The sequence below is a fragment of the Alteromonas sp. KC3 genome, from assembly GCF_016756315.1.
Classification (GTDB): Bacteria; Pseudomonadota; Gammaproteobacteria; order Enterobacterales; family Alteromonadaceae; genus Alteromonas.
On record NZ_AP024235.1, the window covers coordinates 3,333,792 to 3,347,943 of the forward strand.

Consider the following 14,152-nt stretch of genomic DNA (forward strand, 5'->3'; position numbering starts at 1 on the left):
GACAGGCGTTGTTATAAGGTACAGTTTTTAGATGACAACGCTGTCATTGAATGTTAAGTTACATGACAGATTGTGAAGCTGCAAATATTTTTTTAACAAAAAGATAATATTTAGTTCTTAATTGTTGAAAATTAAACCAATTTTTTGAAGAGAGAATGAATTTGGCTGCTACCATCAAAAGTGTTGCCGAAATGGCGGGTGTCTCTATTAAGACCGTTTCTCGAGTTATAAACAAAGAGGGGACGGTAAAACCCGATACATTGAAGCGCGTAGAAGACGCCATAGCCGCATTAAAATACACACCGAACAAAGCGGCTCGCGACCTTGCAAGTAAAGGCGCGTCAGTGTTGGGTTACGTATACGACAACCCCAACGCTTACTACATCATCGATATGCAAAAAGGTATATTGGATGTATGCCGCAAGAATAACTTTGAGCTACTGATTCACCCTTGTGATGCAAGCTCAAGTAACATCGCCAAGGAGTTAGTGGAAATGGTAGATACGGCGCAACTTGCCGGGCTTATCTTATCGCCACCATTATCTGAAATGCCTGCGGTACTCAGCGAATTAGACGCCAATAACATAAGCTATGTACGCATTCTATCGGGAGATGGCACCTTAAGCTCTCACCTTCCTTACGTACTGGTAAACGACTTTAAAGCCGCCTACGACATTACGCGCCACCTGATCCAACAAGGTCATAAACATATCGCCTTTATTGCTGGTGAAGAAATTCACAAATCGACCACCGAGCGTTTAAATGGCTACAAGGCCGCACTTGAAGAAGCGGGCCTAGCGTTAGACGAGTCGTTAATTATTAAAGGTACGTACTCGTTTGAAACCGGAGTGAAAAGCGCAGAAACACTGCTTGGCATGTCTCCCCACCCTTCCGCTGTGTTTGCGTGTAACGATGAGATTGCCGCGGGAACGCTTTTTGGTGCGCGAATGAAAGGCGTGGATGTGCCAAACGACTTGGCCATTGCCGGATTCGAGAACAGCCCGTTCTCACGCCAAACATTTCCCCCACTCACCACCGCCTCGCAGCCAACTAACGAAATTGCGCAGCATGCGGCAGCATCGCTTATTCAATTTTTACGCGCAAGAAAAACCAAATCAACGGCTGATAATTTAAATCATACGTTTGTACCCGAGCTAGTGGTTCGAGCGTCAACAGAGAAAGTCTGATGAAAGCCTTACCTCAAGATATTGTTATTGTTGGGGGCGGCACCGCCGGTTGGATGAGCGCGTGTTACCTAGCTCGAGCTATTGAATTAAACCAAGCCAATGCGAAGGCGCCTGCGCCGCAAATAACGCTTCTTGAGTCGGCCGATATCAGTACAGTGGGCGTAGGCGAAGGCTCTACCCCCTATTTGCGTTTTTTCTTTGACTATTTGGGCGTAACTGAAAGTGCATGGATGCAACACTGTAATGCCACTTATAAAATGGGGATAAGCTTTGAAAAGTGGACATCAGCAGGCGATAGCTATTTTCACCCGTTTTTTTCCGCGCTAGACATATCTACTGCCGATATGTATTTCAATGCAGTGAATAGAAGACGCCACGGACATGCCGAGGATGTGAACCCGTCACACTATTTTACCGCTGCCCATATGGTTAACGAAGGAATATCACCACAAGCCATTTCATCGTCTGCCAATCTTGATTATGCCTATCACTTTGATGCAGGTCTGTTAGGTGACTTTTTGAAAAAGTACGCCAAGCAAAAAGGGGTGAGTCATAAAATTGGAACGGTTCAAAGCGTGGCTACTACCGGGCAACGTATCAATCACATTGTGCTGAGCGATGGTGAAATACTTAACGCAGAGTTATTTGTAGACTGTTCTGGTTTTAGAGGGCTACTAGGTAAGCAAGCACTCGCTCGCCCTTTTTCAAGTTATGCCGACACGTTATTTAACGACGCAGCAGTGGCTATACCCAGCGCCGCACTTGCAAAGCCAACCAAAGCACTTCAAACCCGTTCCATTGCATTAAAACACGGTTGGCAATGGCATATTCCTCTGACCAACCGTACGGGTAATGGCTATGTATATAGCAGCGCGTTTTGCACTGCCTCGCAGGCTGAGGATGAACTTCGACAACAGTTAGCCCAACATGATTTAAATGCTGTAAGCCCGCAACAAGACGCACGCCATTTAACCATGCAAGTGGGAAGACTTAGCGAGCACTGGCAAGGCAACTGCTTATGTATTGGATTGTCACAGGGCTTTATAGAGCCACTTGAAGCGACTGCCCTTATGCTTGTGCAATATGCGTTGCATCACTTTGTTGATTGCTGGCAAAGCGAAAGCGCACAACGCATATCGCATTACAATACCGAAATGAACCGCATGTTTGATGGCATTCGCGACTACATTGCAGCCCATTACTATTTAACCACCCGCACAGACACTCCTTATTGGAAAGCCTGCCAGTCTGAATTGGTTGTACCCGACACCCTCGCCTATTTGCTAGGTGCATGGGATAAAGGTGCTGACTTCGAGCAGGCGCTTAATGAAGTTGACAATAAGTTAGTGTACTTGCGTCCGTCGTGGTACTGCATTTTTGCCGGCATGCAGCGTTTTTCATCAACGACGAATGGCACGGCACGCACGCTAGATAACACGCAAGCGCTGAATATAATGGCGCAGTCTATTAATAACGCGAGAGTGAGTGAGGGTTAAAACGCTAAGCGTGCCCACATTTAAAAAGCGTAGCACTTTCACCGCCATACATTTACAAATATAATAAACACAAGCCCGTTCATTAATAAGTCTAATCAATATGAAGCAGCTTTCACTCGACACCTTACGCACTTTTGTCAGCGTTATTGAACTTGGTGGTTACGCCAAAGCGGGTGACTTTCTTGGCCGCTCTCAGCCTGCCATTAGTTTGCAAATAAAGAAGCTAGAAACTCAACTCGACAGAAAACTGTTTACCAAAGTTGGGCAGCGCCATGTGCCAAGTGCTGATGGCAATTGGTTGTACCCAAAAGCCAAAGAAATATTAGAACTTAATGACAATATTTTTCGCAGTCTTACGCCAGCGCCCTTAAGCGGTCGATTGCGCTTAGGTATTCCCAATGAGTTTGCTTCAACATTACTGCCTGGATTAATTGGCGAGTTTTCAAAACGCTACCCAGATGTTTCCCTTGAAGTCACGTCCGCGTTAAGTCGGGATTTGCTTCATCCTAGTCAGCGCGATCATTTCGATCTTATTCTGGCGCTGGTAAACCCAGAAGAAGAGACCGAAGGCGAAGTGGTATTAGAAGATGATGTCGTGTGGGTAGGCGATAATGCCCACCCTTTGGTTGGAAACACTATTCCGCTGGTATTAGCACCTGATGGCTGTATGTACCGAAGTCGAGTAATTGAACAATTAAAGCAGCAAACCTTTGCGTGGAAAATCACCTACACCAATGCTGATTTAGGTGGCCTGGTAGCGGCTATACAGCAAGGCCTTGGCGTTACCGCCCTTGCCAAATCGAGTTTACCCGCTCATTTGACGCCACTTAACCACCCTCACCTTCCAAAACTTGGTAAAGTTAATATCTGTTTATTTAACCAAGACACACAGCACCCAGTTATTAGTAAAACCCTTGCCGAGTTTTTTAAGGTTCGGTTAAAGAATAGCGCGGCCTAAAAGTTACAAACACGTAACTAAAGCAACAGATACTTTTTGTTATTCTATGCGTATCAAGTCTTGTAATTTATATTGAAAAAGCGTTCGTGGAGAGCAAAAGATGATTGTAACTGTAATTTTTACTGTTGCTGTGGTTCTTGCGTTAATGTACTTTTTCAAGGAAGAGAAAAAACGCATAGAGCGATTAAATAAACAACCTGTATTTATTCGTCAACACTACGACTCAGAACATCAAACGAAGTCGTAGTATTCAAATAGTAAAAAGGCAGCGGTCTAATAGTTAGATGCGCTGCCTTTTTGTTTGGGCGTTATTTTTAATAACCGGTAGGCGTTACTATGCCTTCAAACTAATCAGCTTACCCAGTGGCTTCGTTAAGGTTTGTGGTGGCTCAGTGAAATAACGTGGTCCGCTATCTGTCATATACAAGCAGTCTTCTAAGCGCACACCAAACTCCCCAGGTATGTACAACCCCGGTTCGTTGGAGAAACACATTCCTTTGTTAAGGGGTGTATTTTCGCCCCTGACAAAGTTAACACTCTCATGGCCTTCCATGCCAATGCCGTGGCCCGTTCTATGGCTTAGCCCCGGTAGCGCGTAGTCTTTGTCGTAACCTTTCCTGGCATAAAAACCGCGTACAGCATCGTCGACCTTACCTGCAGGTTCGCCCACTTTCGCTGCTGCAAACGCAACATTCTGCCCTTCGCGTACGGTGTTCCATACATCTTCAATTTTTTGCGAGGCTTTACCAAATACTAGAGTGCGGCTGATATCGCTTTGATAACCGTGCACACTGCATCCGCTATCTAGTAGCACCACCGAGCCTTCTTTGATTACCTGTTTTGCATTGGTTCCATGAGGGTACGCGCTGGCATCATTAAATAACGCCAAGCACCACGTATTGCTGCCGCCTAAACGTTGCTGAGCACTATTCATTAGTGCTTTCACGTCTTGCTGGCTCATGCCCTCCTGCAAGTTCTCAAATACAAACGCGTAGGCGCGCAATGTCACTTCATTTGCTTTGTGCATTAAAGCCAGTTCAGACGAGGTTTTGTACATTCTGCAGCCCAGTGTCACTGGCTCGGCAGGCACAATATTCATTGCAGGCATGGCTTTTGACATCCCGGTTACCACAAAGTAACGCACGCTGTTTTCAAAACCAATATTACCTGAGGTGATACCGCGCGACTTTAGTATGTCTGCAACAACATCAAAAGGACTCTCGTGTTCCTGCCAGACGCGTACATCGTCACCCACTTTTAGCGACTCCATTACACTTGGCTTTTCGAAAAAGGGAGTAACAACGGCAATGTCACCTTTTTGCGGAATAACAACAGCGGTAAGTCGCTCACTTCGCCACCATTGAACACCCGAGAAGTAGTCCATGGCCGCGCCAGGCTCAAGCAAAATAGCGGCGATATTGTGTTCCTTCATTAACGACTGCGCTTTGTCTATTCGAGTGCGGCGCTCTTCTACCGAGATTGGCGCACTATCGCCGATAATATTGTTCAAGGAATTGAAATCAGGTTGTGTTGTTGTATCTACATTACTTGTACGTGCCATTGCAGCCATCGGCATTAACGCCGTCGCGGCCCCTGCAAGCTTTAAAAAGTGTCGTTTATCCATCCCACCATTCCCTCTATGTTGTTTTATCTTTTCTTGTTTCTGTCGTAATGCAGTAGCATCTTTACGTTTGCTCTACGCCCACATTACCATAATAGCTGCGACGCCAATCAACAGAAGCCCTGCAACTTCTCTTCTTGTTACTGCATTTTTCAACCAAAAGTGTGACAGTAAAAGCGTAAGCAATACTTCAAGCTGCCCTAACGTTTTCACTAATGCAACATGCTGAAGTGCCATAGCAGTAAACCAACATATCGACCCCAAACAGCTTACCGTGCTGATTGCGAGCACCGACGTTTTAGCCTGCCATAGCTGTTTAAAGACAAAGGGTTTTCTTGAACTTATAAATGCACTTAAGCTTAGCGCTTGAATGCACAAAACCCACAGCAATACCCAAGCTGCCGCGTGTACAAAAGGCATGTCGAGCATGTGACTGGCCTCGCGAACCAATAATGACGTTAAGGCAAAGCAGGTGCCGCACAATAAACCTATAAACATGGTTTTGGTGCTTATTCCTTTAAGCCCTTTGCCACTGCTTAATACAAAAACAGCAACACCACCGATGACAATACCCGCCCATCCCAACAAGGTTAAATAGCTGCCAAAAAACAACATGCCAACCACGCCCGCAACCAAAGCTTCGCTTTTCGCAAGGCCAGCTCCAATGGCGAAGTTCTTTTGTTTAAACAGTACCACCATTAATGACGTGGCGGCTATTTGAAACAATGATGCGCAAAGCACAACACCTAAAAAAGAGATTGAAAAGTGGGGTAGCGGCTGAGGTGAAGAAGTGTTTAGTAAAAACAAATAACCCAGCGCGATAGGAGGCGCCAACAAAAAGCGAGATAGCGTGACGCCTGACGTATTTACATGGCTGCTGATCTTGCTTTGCAGGGCGTTGCGCACCGTTTGTAGAACAACGGCGCCCAATGTAAACCACACCCATGCCATCACTTCACCGCTGTCGTTACACGCTTAGCTTGCTTTAAGGCCTTTTCACGCTTGGCTTTAAAGTCCGACTCACGTTTCCAGTATGGCCATTCATTGCTATTGGCATATTTAATCATCATTGAGCTTATTAGGGCCATGTCTTGTGCTACACCACCGAGAGTCCAGGTGGGTAAGTAATCGTCATCCGCTTTGTGATAACGCTTTGCGATAAAGCTAGGGTCCGTGTCACCTAAGCTCATGAATAAGATAGACGGTACACCTTGCTTGGCAAGCGCGAAATGATCAGAGCGAAAAAACAGTCCGTTTTGTGGTCGCGGATCCATTTTCACTTTACGTCCTTGTAGCTGTGCGGCTTGTTTAAGGTCGTCTTCTATCGATAAATACCCTTCTCCATATTGAAGGATGTAATCGACCTCATCGTTTACGTTCATTCCATCAATATTTAAAAACGCGACCATATTGGCAGTATCAATCGGCGAGTTATTCGCAAAGTAATCAGCACCTAATAACCCTGTCTCTTCGGCTGTAAACGCGCTAAACATTAACGTGCGTTTTGTGCCTTCTTGCTTAGATTTTTCAACAAAGCTTTGCGCTAAAGTAAGAACACCTGCTACCCCAGATGCATTATCCACTGCACCGTTGTAAATGGTGGTTGTGCCATTCTTCTCTACTTTGCCTAAATGATCCCAATGGGCGTGCAACATTACCCACTCATCACTTGCTTCACCACCCGGTAAAATACCAGCAACGTTTTGTGACTCGGCGTGGGCTATTTGGTTGTCAAAGCTCAACGTGGCTTTGGAATTAAGAGGTATTGCTGTGAAACCAGGCTTAGACGCTTCGGCTTTTAACTCAGAATAACTAAGGCCTGCACTTTCAAATAGCGCGCGTGCTGCGTTTAAATGTAACCACCCCATAACGCCAACTTGCGAAGCGTTGTTGTTGTCATCAACAAGGGCAAATTTGGTATTCGAATTAGAGTTTTCTACCACTCCCCAACCGTAACCGGCAGGCATGGTTTCATGTACAATGAAAACTGCCTCTGCACCTTGCCTTGCCGCCTCTTCATATTTGTATGTCCAACGTCCGTAGTACGTCATGGCATTACCTTGGAACAAAGCAGGATCTTTAGAGGCAAAACCAGGATCGTTCACCAACATAACCACCGTTTTGCCTTTTACATCAAGACCCGCATAATCATTCCAATTGTACTCCGGTGCATAAATGCCATAGCCAACAAATATCACATCGCTGTTGTTTAGTGCATAGCTATCTGCAATGCGCTGAGTACGCGCTGTAAACTCAGTGCCCGCACTAAATTCCAAATTGCCCATTTTAAGGGAAGACATGTGTGTAGGTGTTATTTTAGCGAGGGGCACCGCTTGCGTATAGCTATCACCAAAAGCAGGTTTGAGGCCAAGTTGTTCAAAGGTTTTTGTTAAATAAGCTACCGTTTTTTCTTCACCTTTTGACAAAGGGCCGCGGCCTTCAAATTCATCGCTGGCTAACGTTTTTGCATGGGTGCGGTACGTCTCTAAATCAATATTAAGTTCATTAGCATTGGCGCTTGAGACAAGTGCTGAAGCAACAGTAAGTAAGAATATGCGAAGGTTAGCTTTGAGTAACATGATGCTCGTACAAAAAAGAAAAGGATACCGCAGGGTATCCTTTACTTATTGCTATCTCAATGCCAAAAACGTTCAATAAACTATTGTTATAGTTACAATCCCATCGCATGACTGACAAAAACATTTTTAACCGTGTCTAATTTGTTTGTGACAGAAAGCCCCACACCCCGAATAAGTTTTTTAAGTGGGTCGTCGCCATCAAATAAGAACTTAAAGCCATCCATTGCCGCTATCATTTTCATAGCCTCTGTCTTGCGGCTACGTTCGTAGGGGCGAAGGTGTTTGTGAAGACCAATGTCTTTTCCTTCTGCGGCTAAACTAATAAGTAGTTCAGCTAATGCTAAGGCGTCTTGCATCCCTAAATTAGCCCCCTGCCCCGCCAATGGATGAATGGTATGTGCCGCATCGCCAACTAACACTACTCCGTCCTTTGCCCAGTCTCGGGCATATCGCATAGTTAACGGAAACGCTGCGCGTTGCGTCTCAAGAGATACGGTTCCTAACACAGTGTTGCTAGCTGCACTTAATGCATGACAAAACCCGTCATCACTTAAGGCCAATAAAGACGACGCTGCATCTGGACTTTGTGACCAAACAATAGAACAAACGTGCGGGTCTGACATAGGTAACAATGCCAGCGGCCCCGTTGGCGTAAAGGCTTGCCGCGCCACATGGTTATGTGGCTCTTGCGTGCGAATATTCGCAACAATAGCGGTATGCTCATAATCTTTAAAGGTAATGGGCAAGCCTGCTTGTTTGCGCACAAATGAATTCGCGCCATCAGCGCCAACCAGTAAGCGGCAGCTCAATGCATCATTGTTATCCAACATCAACATAGTTTGATTTGGGCCCGTGAGAATTCTTTCAATACCCGTTGTCAGCATTTGAACATTAGATTGCTGTGCCACGGCTTCTGAAAGCCCGTTAACTAGCGCTTGGTTTTCCATAATAACACCCAGCGCGTCGCTGCCCATTTCATCGCAAGAAAAGCGAATGTCACCAAAGCTGTCTTTGTCCCACACATGCATGTCAGTGTAAGCACTCGCACGATCCTGCTGAACGTAAGGCCACACACCAGTGCGCTTAAGTGCAGAAATGTTGGCTTGATTAATCGCACTTACCCTCGCACTGGGTTTGTCATCTAATGGCTGAAAACACGCTGCCTTGTCGATCACCGCAACCTGTAGTTCGCAATTTTTAAGTGCTGCGGCCAGTGTTAGGCCAACAATACCACCGCCAACAATGGCAATATCAACATGCTGCATGATTTTCTTTACTCTCTTTTAACGCTGCGCGTCTACGTTGTTGTTTGTACCACTGATTTTATTTTTGTAATGGCCATAGCCTGTGGTTTGTCTCACAAATGCGTTTTTGGCATTGGGCAAAACACCAAGTGTTAACAATGCCATGTTTCGCCCCACTACCAAAGGAAAATGGTGGTTTGAAAACGTGCGCACCAAGGTATCGGTTAATAATACGGTGGCATCTCTGTCGGCGGTTCTCGACTTGGCATATGCATGGGTTATTGCAAACGCTCCGGCGTCAAATTCTGACGTTTCGCTTTTTGTTGATGACGTTTTCAACACCTCTATTAGCGCAACAATGTCGCGTAAACCTAGGTTAAATCCCTGACCTGCTATTGGGTGCAACGCTTGCGCCGCATTGCCGACGACTACTGTGCGATGTGTTGCAACGTTTTCAGCTTTAACCAACGCTAGCGGATAGCACGACCTTTGGCTGACACGCAATATGCGACCTTGACGATAGCCAAACGCCGATTGCAATGCGTCAATAAAGTCAGTGTCATCCATTGCCATTAGATTATTGGCATTTTCAGTATCTACCGTCCACACCACGGAAAACCCATTGCCAGAGGCTTTCGTTTGATTAATTTCACTGTCAAAAGGTAAGAAAGCAAGCGGGCCTGACTCGGTAAATCGCTCATATGCCTTATGGTTATGTGGCAACTGAGTATGTACATTAAACACGATAGCGGTTTGCTGATAGTCTGTGACAGTTTTTGAAATACCTACTTGTTGTGAAAGCGTGGAACGACCACCATCGGCAAGCACCAATAGCTTAGTGTGAATCACATCGCCATTGTCTAGCGTCACTTGGGCAAAGGCTTGATGCCGCTCAACTGTTGTCACCTTCGCCGGGGCAATGGTGTTATAGCTGCTACCCGCCTCTGAGGCAAGATGCGTTAGCGCACTTAATGATACCACTTGCCCGAATGCGTCAATATTGAATGTGTCACAGCTGAGGTCGACAAGGCCAATATGCCCTTTGTCAGTGACTTCTATATGTTTTATGTCTGGTGGAACCTGCCCATGAAGCGTTTTCGCAAGACGGTCTACTTCAATACCTAATTGGGCCAGCTCGTTGACAGTACGCCTTGCCAATGCAATGACGCGAGTATCGGTAAACGGGTTAAATGTACTGCTTGCGCTGCTATTTATTGTGGGATGAGATGCGTCGATTAATGTAACCTGCAAACCGGCTTGCTCGGCGATACCTTTTGCCAAAACGGTACCCACAATACCGCCTCCTACAATTACCACATCTACCGATTTCACCCGTTTATACTCTCTTAACATTCACTTGGTTGTCACGCACTGCAACTAGTATGAGCAGTGCGTTTAAAAGTCGCTTACCACCACACCGCTTATTTTTTCATAAGGGCTTCTATTTCATCGATTTCTTTTGGAACATCAGCGGTAAGTATTTCAACACCAGAGGCAGTGATCACTACATCATCTTCAATGCGGATCCCTATTCCTTTATATTGCGCGGGTACATCGCTGTCTTCGCTTATATAAATACCTGGTTCAACGGTAATGACCATGCCAGGTTTAAGGGGCCTGTCTTCACCATCAATTTTATAGTTGCCCACATCATGTACATCTAGCCCAATGAAATGCCCTAAGCCATGCATGTAATACTGACGCCACGTTTCCTCTTCAAGGTTTTGTGCCACACTTCCCTTACAAATACCTAAGGCAACCAAACCCTCGGTAATCACCTCTACGCTGTGCTGCATGGCATCAGATAACGTCATGCCGGGCCCTAGCATATCTAATACACTTTGCTGCGCCTTAAGCACCACATTGTAAATGTCTCGTTGAGCTTGGGAAAAAATACCGTTTGCTGGAAACGTTCGCGTAATGTCTGAAGCGTACCCTTGATATTCGGCCCCTGCATCGATCAAGATCAAGTCGCCATCATTAACTTGGGCATTATTTTGTGTGTAATGCAAAATACAGGCATTTTTGCCGCTGCCTACAATGGTGCTATATGCAGGTGAACGCGCCCCTGCCATGGCAAACTCGTGATGAATTTCAGCTTCGAGTTGGTACTCATAGCACCCTGGTGCAGCGAACTGCATTGCTCGCTTGTGAGCGCGAGCAGTAATTTCTCCAGCGGCTTTCATCATTGCCACTTCACACGCCGATTTAAACAAGCGCATTTCGTGCAAAATAGGCCGAGGGTCGTGAATAGTTAAAGGCGCAAGTGACTCTTTAGGTGCATCGCGAAGCGTGTTCATGGCCTCACTGAAAAGTTTGTCATAGGCACTACTTTGCCCCAAAGCAAAGTACACATTTTGTTGACCTTGCATTGACTCAAGTAGGGCCTCTTCAAGCTCTTGTAACTCAAATGCTTCATCTAAACTGAACCGAGAAAGTGCAGCTTCAGCACCTAAGCGTTTGCCGTGCCAAATCTCAGCATGCTTGTCTTTTGCTTGCACCACCATAGCTCGATAACGTTCGCCATATCGAGGATGGTTCGACAAAATAAGCCACGCGTTAGGTTCTTCAAATCCAGTCAAATACCAGAAATCACTGTTTTGCCTGAAGAGATATTCTGTGTCACGACTACGTGTGACCATAGTGGCTGCTGGTACTATGCAGACACTATTTGGTTGACACTGCGCCAACAACCGGTCTTGGCGAGCAATGAACTCTTGCGCACTAATCATAAACCCTAGTCCCTAGATCGTATGTGTGAAGCCTTCAGCCACGCTAATGGTTAATGCACCGATGGTGAATCTTGCTGATCGTCTAATAGTGACTGCCCGAGTTCGCTGTAGCACAAAATAGCAGAAATCTTTACGTACTCGACCACTTCAAACAGCGCTTTTTCAGACTCCTCATCGGCGTCCATAGGTTCTTCCATGCGCGCAATATCAGCAAAGTCTTCTAATGCTTCTTTTACATCATCAGAGCACTGCATTAAATCTTGCTGGTGTAAGCCAAAGCCCAGCATAAAGCCTTGCACCCAATTGATTAATGCTGCACCTCTATCATTGATAGGAGCTTGATCGTCTGGAAGCAGAAGGCTAAGCGCAAATTCTGGCTCAAGTAGTTGCTGGCATGTTTGATTGAAAAGGGCGGTGAGTAAGTGTGATGCCTGATCAGAAAACGCATCACCTTGATTGATAGTTTCGCTAAGTGCCTCTAGCCACTTTTGGTCAGTTAAAGACATACCGCCACATAGCATGCCACACAAAATACCATGCACTTCTGCACCATCAACTATAATGCCGTGTTGTGATAACTTGTTGCTTACACTGTCGTAATCGAGCTGTTTTTCCACAAAGAAATCTCTTTTTGTAATTCGGTGTTGAGAATACGTCGCTGCACACAAAAATAAATATCTTCAAATGCGCGCAGCCTGACTCTCGTTTGTGGTATTAATACTAGCAAAATTCAATATGTAAAACCTAGTTTTGCAACTATTTGGTTGTGCGGCGGACTCAATACGTACACAGAATAAACAGTTTGAGCCTCGAAAAATTCACTACGTTGATAACGTTGGTTACTCACTAAGCGAACGAACCCACAATTTCGCTTTTTGGCACTTCTTCACTGGCAACATACTACTTATTCATCTAAGATCTCAGACGAGTTCGACGCTAGGTAATATGTATTTTCCACTATTAAAGGTGTCTTGAAACTCACCAAGGATAAGGAATTCCACTCTCAACAGGTAATAATCATTATTTGGGCGTAGGCTTGAATATTGAGCTTATCAAATATGCGTGTATAATTGCTGACCAACTGGTCAAGAAAATGAAAGTTTCTTTTCAACAGTAATAATCAATAACGCAAAAATAAGTAGTAGGCTTGTTAAGTGATCCGCTTCACTGAACAACTCGTTTGATATACCCTGTTGCGTTTAATACAACAACAATGTTTCCTGGGATGTTTGCTAGTTCATTCATGTCCCTAGCCGATGCTTTAAACCAAGGAAGTTGAAACGATTGCTATTGTGCAGGCTCGACTCGTATCGAGAAGCCTACGGCAGTTGTGATGCTTCCGCCCTGAACTTTTCGGTTCACGGGCGAAACATGGACAGCGGCATTCTGGGAAGCGCCCTCTTTCGACGGAAGAAGAAATGGCAATTATAAATTTTGGCTCTATCAATATCGACCACGTCTATCAGGTAGAACACTTCGTGCAACCTGGTGAAACGCTGGCCTCTACCCACTACCAAACATTGTTAGGTGGTAAGGGTGCAAACCAATCTATCGCGTTAGCACAAGCCGGTGCTGACGTACGCCACGTGGGCAGCATTCACGAAAACGACGCAGCATTCAAACAAGCGCTAATTAAAAAAGGTGTTGATTGTCGCGGTGTTAAATGCTCTGAAACGCCTTCTGGACACGCTATAATTCAAGTGACTCCAAGCGGCGAAAACGCCATTGTACTTTTCGGTGGTGCCAACCAGACCATTACTGCCAAAACAGTAATGCAAGCACTTGATGATGCGAAGCCATCTGATTGGGTACTGACGCAAAACGAAACCAGTAGCATTGAAGAAGTGCTTCGCCAAGCGAAAGAGAAACACTTAAAAGTTGCTTTCAACCCTGCTCCAATGAGTGATTCGGTTAAACAACTTCCTCTTAAGTGTGTTGATTTGCTGATTGTCAATGAAACCGAAGCAGCCGCAATTACTGAAAAAGAATCCCTTGAAGATATTGTGTCTGTGTTTAAGTCACAATGGTCACACTGTGAAGTCATTATTACATTAGGTAAAGCTGGCGTAATGATGCTGCGCAAAAACGAAGATGTTGAAGTAAAAGCATTCTCTGTTGATGCGGTAGACACAACAGCGGCTGGCGATACCTTTATTGGGTATTTCTTATCAGCATACAGCAACCATACCGATGCCAAGCAAGCACTTCGTCGTGGATGTGCCGCTTCAGCTATCGCGGTAACCCGCGAAGGTGCAGCACAGAGTATCCCTACGCAAAAAGAAGTAGATCGTTTCTTGGCGAAACACGCTAACTAGCAACACGCATTTGAGAATAA

General features: G+C 45.4%; 12 protein-coding genes and 1 other RNA gene. 6 read left to right on the forward strand and 7 right to left on the reverse strand.

Annotated features, from left to right (window positions below; genetic code table 11):
• Positions 1–161 precede the first annotated feature (161 nt).
• The 4 genes from JN178_RS14790 to JN178_RS14805 all read left to right on the forward strand — a co-directional run bounded on the left by JN178_RS14790 (position 162) and on the right by JN178_RS14805 (position 3,888).
• On the forward strand, positions 162–1,187 hold the full coding sequence (locus JN178_RS14790; RefSeq protein ID WP_159626934.1) for a LacI family DNA-binding transcriptional regulator: 1,026 nt from the start codon (positions 162–164) through the stop codon (positions 1,185–1,187).
• On the forward strand, positions 1,187–2,683 hold the full coding sequence (locus JN178_RS14795) for a tryptophan halogenase family protein (RefSeq protein ID WP_202262209.1): 1,497 nt from the start codon (positions 1,187–1,189) through the stop codon (positions 2,681–2,683). The genes JN178_RS14790 and JN178_RS14795 overlap by 1 nt, the downstream gene beginning before the upstream one ends.
• A gap of 100 nt (positions 2,684–2,783) precedes the next feature.
• A complete protein-coding gene (locus JN178_RS14800; RefSeq protein WP_202262210.1) occupies positions 2,784–3,641 on the forward strand; it encodes a LysR family transcriptional regulator in 858 nt (285 codons plus the stop codon).
• A gap of 100 nt (positions 3,642–3,741) precedes the next feature.
• The gene (locus JN178_RS14805) at positions 3,742–3,888 is read left to right on the forward strand and encodes a hypothetical protein (protein WP_202262211.1); all 147 of its coding nucleotides are present in this window, start codon (positions 3,742–3,744) and stop codon (positions 3,886–3,888) included.
• Positions 3,889–3,975: 87 nt separating this feature from the next.
• Here JN178_RS14805 and JN178_RS14810 read toward each other — a convergent pair whose 3' ends face one another.
• The 7 genes from JN178_RS14810 to JN178_RS14840 form a co-directional block, all read right to left on the reverse strand.
• Complete coding sequence (locus tag JN178_RS14810; protein WP_202262212.1) at positions 3,976–5,265, reverse strand: M24 family metallopeptidase; 1,290 nt, start codon at positions 5,263–5,265, stop codon at positions 3,976–3,978.
• A gap of 72 nt (positions 5,266–5,337) precedes the next feature.
• On the reverse strand, positions 5,338–6,213 hold the full coding sequence (locus JN178_RS14815) for an EamA family transporter (protein WP_202262213.1): 876 nt from the start codon (positions 6,211–6,213) through the stop codon (positions 5,338–5,340).
• Positions 6,213–7,841 carry a M28 family metallopeptidase gene (locus JN178_RS14820; RefSeq protein ID WP_202262214.1) on the reverse strand — a complete coding sequence of 543 codons (1,629 nt, stop codon included), beginning with the start codon at positions 7,839–7,841 and terminating at the stop codon, positions 6,213–6,215. The genes JN178_RS14815 and JN178_RS14820 overlap by 1 nt, the downstream gene beginning before the upstream one ends.
• A gap of 92 nt (positions 7,842–7,933) precedes the next feature.
• The gene (locus JN178_RS14825; RefSeq protein ID WP_202262215.1) at positions 7,934–9,106 is read right to left on the reverse strand and encodes an FAD-dependent monooxygenase; all 1,173 of its coding nucleotides are present in this window, start codon (positions 9,104–9,106) and stop codon (positions 7,934–7,936) included.
• A gap of 18 nt (positions 9,107–9,124) precedes the next feature.
• Positions 9,125–10,417 carry a 2-octaprenyl-6-methoxyphenyl hydroxylase gene (ubiH, locus tag JN178_RS14830; protein ID WP_232369584.1) on the reverse strand — a complete coding sequence of 431 codons (1,293 nt, stop codon included), beginning with the start codon at positions 10,415–10,417 and terminating at the stop codon, positions 9,125–9,127.
• Positions 10,418–10,506: 89 nt separating this feature from the next.
• Positions 10,507–11,817 (reverse strand): Xaa-Pro aminopeptidase, encoded by a 1,311-nt coding sequence (gene pepP, locus JN178_RS14835; protein ID WP_202262217.1) that lies wholly within the window; start codon positions 11,815–11,817, stop codon positions 10,507–10,509.
• A gap of 50 nt (positions 11,818–11,867) precedes the next feature.
• A complete protein-coding gene (locus JN178_RS14840; RefSeq protein ID WP_202262218.1) occupies positions 11,868–12,434 on the reverse strand; it encodes a UPF0149 family protein in 567 nt (188 codons plus the stop codon).
• 597 nt (positions 12,435–13,031) lie between these two features.
• Here JN178_RS14840 and ssrS point away from each other — a divergent pair.
• A non-coding RNA gene (gene ssrS, locus JN178_RS14845) (6S RNA) lies at positions 13,032–13,214 on the forward strand.
• A 21-nt stretch (positions 13,215–13,235) separates the two neighbouring features.
• On the forward strand, positions 13,236–14,132 hold the full coding sequence (locus JN178_RS14850; protein ID WP_202262219.1) for a ribokinase: 897 nt from the start codon (positions 13,236–13,238) through the stop codon (positions 14,130–14,132).
• The last annotated feature ends 20 nt before the right edge of the window (positions 14,133–14,152 follow it).

What these genes read in the sequence shown, in the direction of transcription:
- JN178_RS14795 (WP_202262209.1), top strand. Translation starts at nt 1,187, where the DNA reads ATGAAAGCCTTACCTCAAGATATTGTTATTGTTGGGGGCGGCACCGCC.
- pepP (WP_202262217.1), bottom strand. Translation starts at nt 11,817, where the DNA reads ATGATTAGTGCGCAAGAGTTCATTGCTCGCCAAGACCGGTTGTTGGCG.
- JN178_RS14800 (WP_202262210.1), top strand. Translation starts at nt 2,784, where the DNA reads ATGAAGCAGCTTTCACTCGACACCTTACGCACTTTTGTCAGCGTTATT.
- JN178_RS14810 (WP_202262212.1), bottom strand. Translation starts at nt 5,265, where the DNA reads ATGGATAAACGACACTTTTTAAAGCTTGCAGGGGCCGCGACGGCGTTA.
- JN178_RS14820 (WP_202262214.1), bottom strand. Translation starts at nt 7,841, where the DNA reads ATGTTACTCAAAGCTAACCTTCGCATATTCTTACTTACTGTTGCTTCA.
- JN178_RS14815 (WP_202262213.1), bottom strand. Translation starts at nt 6,213, where the DNA reads ATGGCATGGGTGTGGTTTACATTGGGCGCCGTTGTTCTACAAACGGTG.
- JN178_RS14850 (WP_202262219.1), top strand. Translation starts at nt 13,236, where the DNA reads ATGGCAATTATAAATTTTGGCTCTATCAATATCGACCACGTCTATCAG.
- JN178_RS14805 (WP_202262211.1), top strand. Translation starts at nt 3,742, where the DNA reads ATGATTGTAACTGTAATTTTTACTGTTGCTGTGGTTCTTGCGTTAATG.
- JN178_RS14825 (WP_202262215.1), bottom strand. Translation starts at nt 9,106, where the DNA reads ATGCAGCATGTTGATATTGCCATTGTTGGCGGTGGTATTGTTGGCCTA.